Here is a 4961-nt window from a genome sequence, read left to right as displayed (position 1 = left end):
TGATTATGATACTCGATGTGGACGTGACCGCCGAAAGGCGGCTTATAAAACTCATCGCCCGAAGGGCGCCACCACAACCCTCGGGCCAAAGGCCCGTCAAACTTAAGAACCCTCCGGCCCATAGGGCCGGTCCATCTTAAGAACCTTTTATACAACCTTCCCCCTCACAACCCTTCTACACAACCCGCCGCCGTCAGGCGGCGCCCCTTCGGCCCAAAGGGCCGTCAACCTTTCCCTCTGCACCCGGGCCGCCAAAGCGGCCCTTTAAAAAAGGAGGCCACACCATGTCCTATATCCATACCATCCGTTTGCTGCTGGAAGGCAGAGTACAGGGGGTGGGATTCCGACCTTTTGTCTGCCGGGCGGCTCTTTCTCTGGGCCTTACGGGCTGGGTGAAGAATCTGGGCGGTGTGGTGGAAATCAGGGCTTCCGGGGACAGGGAGGCCCTTTTGGTGCTGGAGAGGAAGCTTGAGGAAGCGCCTTATCCGGTGGCCGTGGAGAAAGTGACGAAAGAGGAGGTCCCTCTGGAAAACTTCTCTACTTTCTCTGCCATAGAAAGCAGCGGGGAGCCTTTGGCTCCCCTTTTTCCGGCGGATATCGCCATCTGCCCTTCCTGCCGGAAGGAGCTTCATGACAGGAAGGACCGCCATTTCCAGTATCCCTTCCTTTCCTGCACCGCCTGCGGTCCCCGGTATACCATCATCCGGAGTCTTCCCTATGACCGACCCCGCACGATCATGGATGATTTTCCTCTCTGCGAAGACTGCGAAGGGGAGTACAGGGATTTGAAGAACCGCCGCTGCCATGGGGAAACCATCTGCTGTCCCCACTGCGGGCCGAAGCTCTCCATGATTTCCAAATCCGGCGAGACCCTTACAGGGGAGAAAGCTATGGAAAGGGCCATCCACCTGGTGAAGGCGGGAGAAATGGTGATGGTGAAGTCCATAGGCGGGTACAATCTTGTCTGCCGGGGAGACAAGGAGGAGACGGTGCTTCGTCTGCGCCGCCTGAAACACCGGGAAGGGAAGCCCTTTGCCCTCATGGTCCATTCGTTAAAGGAGGCAGAAAAGCTCTGTTTCCTCACAGACCGGGACAGGAAGTTCCTCACCTCTCCGGCCTGTCCCATTGTGCTCTGCAGGCCGAGGAAGGAAATCAAAGCGGTGGCGGAAGGGGTGCCGCGGCTGGGGATATTCCTGCCGCCTTCTGCTTTCTATGATCTTTTAACCGACGGGGTCAAGGCGCCGCTGGTGGTGACCAGTGCCAATATGAGCGGCGAGCCCATCCTTTATAAAGATGAGGAGGCCCTTTCCTGGTTTAAGGCCCATGAAATCGATTTCCTCTTCACCAATAACCGTGACATCCTCCGTCCTGCCGATGACAGCGTGGTGAAGGCGGAAGAAAATCACAGAGATATGATCCGCCGCACCCGGGGATTTCTGCCGGAGCCTGCGGTGCAGGGGGCGAAAGAGGGGGCCCTTTTGGCTATGGGAGCGGATATGGAGCCCTCCTTCTGTCTTACCGCCCGGGGGCGTTTGTATCCCGGGGAAATGCCCTGCGATTTGGAAAATGAATCTTCCGAAGAAGCGTTCCTTCACATGATAGAGGACTGGGAAAATATGCTGGGCATCCGGCCCGCGCGGATTGTGACGGACCTTCATCCCCGCTATATTTCTTCAGCCCTGGGAGAGCGTCTTTCTGCGGACCGGGGGATTCCCCTCTGGAGAGTGCAGCATCATCAGGCCCACGGCCTTTCCGTTATGGCGGAGCATGGACTCTCGGGAAAGGCGGCGGCCTTCGTCTTCGACGGCACCGGCTATGGCACTGACGGCACCATCTGGGGCGGGGAGATTCTTCTTCTGGAAGGAAATCAGATGGTGCGGGCCGGCCACCTGGATGCCATGCCTCTTCTGGGCGGCGATATTTCCATGAAACAGGCCTGGAAGACAGGACTGGCCAGCCTTGTTTATGCAGGCCTTCAGGCAGAGGATCACCGCTATGGGCTGGTGAAGGCAGCCCTGGAGGCCGGGGTGAATATCATCAGGGATTCCGCCATGGGACGGCTCTTTGACAGCGCCGCCGCCCTTCTTCACCTGAAAGAAGAGAACCGTTTCAAAGGGGAATGTGCCATGGCCCTGGAGCAGGCGGCAGTGCAGGCCAAAAGGAAGGGAAAGACGGCCCTTCCTCTCCATCTGTCCCTGAAGGAAGAAAAGGGAGAGCTCATCTGGCACAGGGAAGATCTCATCGCATCCCTTGTGGAAGCAGATGGTACAATAGAGGAAGCAGCCCTGGGATTTCACCGGGCCATTGTAGACATGGTAGTGGAAAGCGCCCGCCTTCTGGGCGTGGAGCAGGTCATCCTCACCGGCGGCTGCTTCCATAACGGCATTTTATGGACAGAAACGAAAGAGGCTCTGACAAAAGAGCATTTCAAAGTATATGGTAATGAAAAAGTTCCCTGCGGCGACGGGGGTATTTCCCTGGGCCAGGCCTTCTACGGCCTCATGCAGGAATAAGGAGGACCTATGTGTGTAGCCTATCCGGGCAGAGTGGTAAGCATCATCGGCACCCATGGCATGGTGGATTTTTCCGGCACCGAAGTGCCGGTGAACCTTTCCATGGTACCTGCGAAAATCGGTGATTATGTGCTGGTTCATGCAGGCATGGCCATCCAGATCGTGGAAAAAAAGGAAGCCCATGACTGGATTGACCTGTTTAAAGAAATCGAGGAGCTGGAAAAGGAATGAGAGAAAAAGAACTGGACCGCTTCCTTTCCACCTATGACGGGCCGCCCCTTCGTCTCATGGAGGTCTGCGGCACCCATACCTCTTCCCTGTACAGGAGCGGCATTCGGCAGATCCTGTCGCCGAACATCACCCTCCTTTCCGGGCCCGGCTGCCCTGTGTGCGTGACGCCCACTGCCTATATCGACAAGCTGGTATCCTATGCCATGACCGAAGGATACAAAGTACTGGCTTTTGGGGATCTTCTGGCGGTGCCGGGAAGCCGCCTGTCCCTGTCCGGCGCCCGGGACCGGGGCGGCAGGGTGGATTTCTTCTATAATCCCGAAGAAGGGCTGGCTATGGCGGCAAAAGACCGGCAGACCACCTACGTTCTGGCGGCAGTGGGCTTTGAAACTACGGCGCCGGTATGGGCGGATCTGGTGAAACGGGCCTATGACGAAAACATAGGGAATATCCGCTTCCTCACCGCTTTAAAAACTATGCCTGAGGCCATGGACATTCTGGCCAGGGACCTTCACATTGACGGTTTTCTCTGTCCCGGCCACGTGGCGGTGATTACAGGAAGCCGTCCCTTCTTTCATCTGGCGGAAACATCGGGGAAACCCATGGTCATCGGCGGCTTTACACCGCCCCTTCTTCTTCGTGCCCTTTCCCGGCTGGTGCTGGAAGCATCCAGAAAGAAAGGGGGCCTTTGGAACGAATACCCCTCGGTGGTACGGGAAGAAGGCAATCCAAAGGCCCTTTCCCTGATGCATGAAATCTTTGAAGCAGGGGACGCCGTCTGGCGGGGCCTCGGCACCATCAGAGGCTCGGGCCTTTATATTTCCGGGAAATATGAATTCCTGGACGCCGGCAGCCGGGGCCTTACAGAAGACGTCATGCCCAAAGGCTGCTGCTGCGCCTCTGTGCTCACCGGCCGCATGGTGCCTCAAAACTGCCCCTGCTTCGGAAAAGCCTGTACCCCGGACCATCCGGTAGGGGCCTGCATGGTATCCGGCGAAGGGGCCTGCTCCATTACCTATCGGGGAGGTTAATATGAAAATCGAATTACGCCATGGTTCCGGCGGCGAAGAAACAGGCCGCCTCATCCATGAACTCTTTGAAAAATATTTTACAAATCCCATACTGGACCGTATGGAAGACGGCGCCGTCCTGCCGGTGATGAAGGGCCATCCTGTCCTTACCTCCGACAGCTTCGTGGTGGAACCCCTCTTCTTTTCCGGCGGTGATATAGGGAAACTGTCTATCTGCGGCACGGTGAATGACCTGTCCTCCATGGGAGCCAGACCTCTCTACCTGACGGCCTCCTTCATTCTGGAAACAGGACTGGAAACGGAGACCCTGGAAAAGGTAGTTTTCTCCATGGCGGAAACGGCCAGAGAAGCAGGCGTTTCCATCGTAGCAGGAGACACCAAGGTTATTGAAGGCAAAGGGGGCCTCTATATCAATACTGCCGGCATCGGTGAAAGGGCGCCGGGCCTTGCCATTTCCGCCTCCGCCATGGAAGAAGGAGATGCAGTCATCCTCACCGGCACCATGGGCGACCACCACGGCACCATCCTCACCGCCCGGCTCCACATGAAGAGCAGCCTCAGAAGCGACTGTGCCCCTTTAAACGGGCTGGTGGAAAGCCTTCTTAAGGAAGGCCTCACCATTCATACCATCCGGGACATTACCAGAGGCGGCCTGGCCACGGTGGCCGGCGAACTGACCGCAGCCTCCGGCAAAGCCATGGAACTGATGGAAGATGAGATTCCGGTGTCTGAAGAAATCCGAGAGCTCTCCGGCATTCTGGGCCTGGATCCCCTGGCCATGGGAAACGAAGGGAAAATGATGATCATCCTTCCCGAAAAAGAAGCAGACCGGGCCCTTGCCATTTTACGAAACCATCCCTATGGCAGACAGGCATCCCTGGCAGGCCGTATTACCAAAGGCGAAGGCGTCCACCTCATCACCGCCTATGGCGGAAAAAGAAAACTCCTTCCCCTCAGAGGAGAAGGACTGCCAAGAATATGCTAGGAAAGTAATCTGGCGGGGCCTGCGGCCGCTGTCGGCGGTCAGGACCGCGATGGAGCATCATATCGGTGCTCTGCCCCGTACACCCTTTTGCCTCTTCGAGGCATTTCCCCTCAAGGGGAAACGAGAAAATAGGTAGCACTGGATATTGTGTCACATATGACACAGACAGCCAATCCTGTAACGCTCCTTGCGTCCCCTTTA

At 56.9% G+C, this 4961-nt stretch carries 4 protein-coding genes; all 4 read left to right on the top strand.

Features of this window, described 5'->3' with window-relative positions; all coding sequences use genetic code 11:
• The first annotated feature begins 284 nt into the window (after window positions 1–284).
• The 4 genes from hypF to hypE are packed head-to-tail and all read left to right on the top strand — an operon-like array spanning window position 285 to window position 4760.
• Entirely contained in the window at window positions 285–2513 is a 2229-nt protein-coding gene (gene hypF, locus B2Y11_RS05370; protein ID WP_291057066.1) for a carbamoyltransferase HypF, read from the top strand.
• A 9-nt stretch (window positions 2514–2522) separates the two neighbouring features.
• The gene (locus B2Y11_RS05365) at window positions 2523–2744 is read left to right on the top strand and encodes a HypC/HybG/HupF family hydrogenase formation chaperone (RefSeq protein ID WP_008860587.1); all 222 of its coding nucleotides are present in this window, start codon (window positions 2523–2525) and stop codon (window positions 2742–2744) included.
• Window positions 2741–3775 (top strand): hydrogenase formation protein HypD, encoded by a 1035-nt coding sequence (hypD, locus tag B2Y11_RS05360; RefSeq protein WP_291057063.1) that lies wholly within the window; start codon window positions 2741–2743, stop codon window positions 3773–3775. Before B2Y11_RS05365 ends, hypD begins: the two co-directional genes overlap by 4 nt.
• Before the next feature lies 1 nt (window position 3776).
• A complete protein-coding gene (gene hypE, locus B2Y11_RS05355; RefSeq protein WP_291057061.1) occupies window positions 3777–4760 on the top strand; it encodes a hydrogenase expression/formation protein HypE in 984 nt (327 codons plus the stop codon).
• Window positions 4761–4961 lie beyond the last annotated feature (201 nt).

Origin of the sequence: Dialister sp. UBA1703 (assembly GCA_002320515.1) — a bacterium.
GTDB lineage: Bacteria > Bacillota > Negativicutes > Veillonellales > Dialisteraceae > Dialister.
The sequence above is the reverse complement of the archived record's forward strand: the minus strand, read 5'-3'. Positions and strand labels throughout refer to the sequence as shown.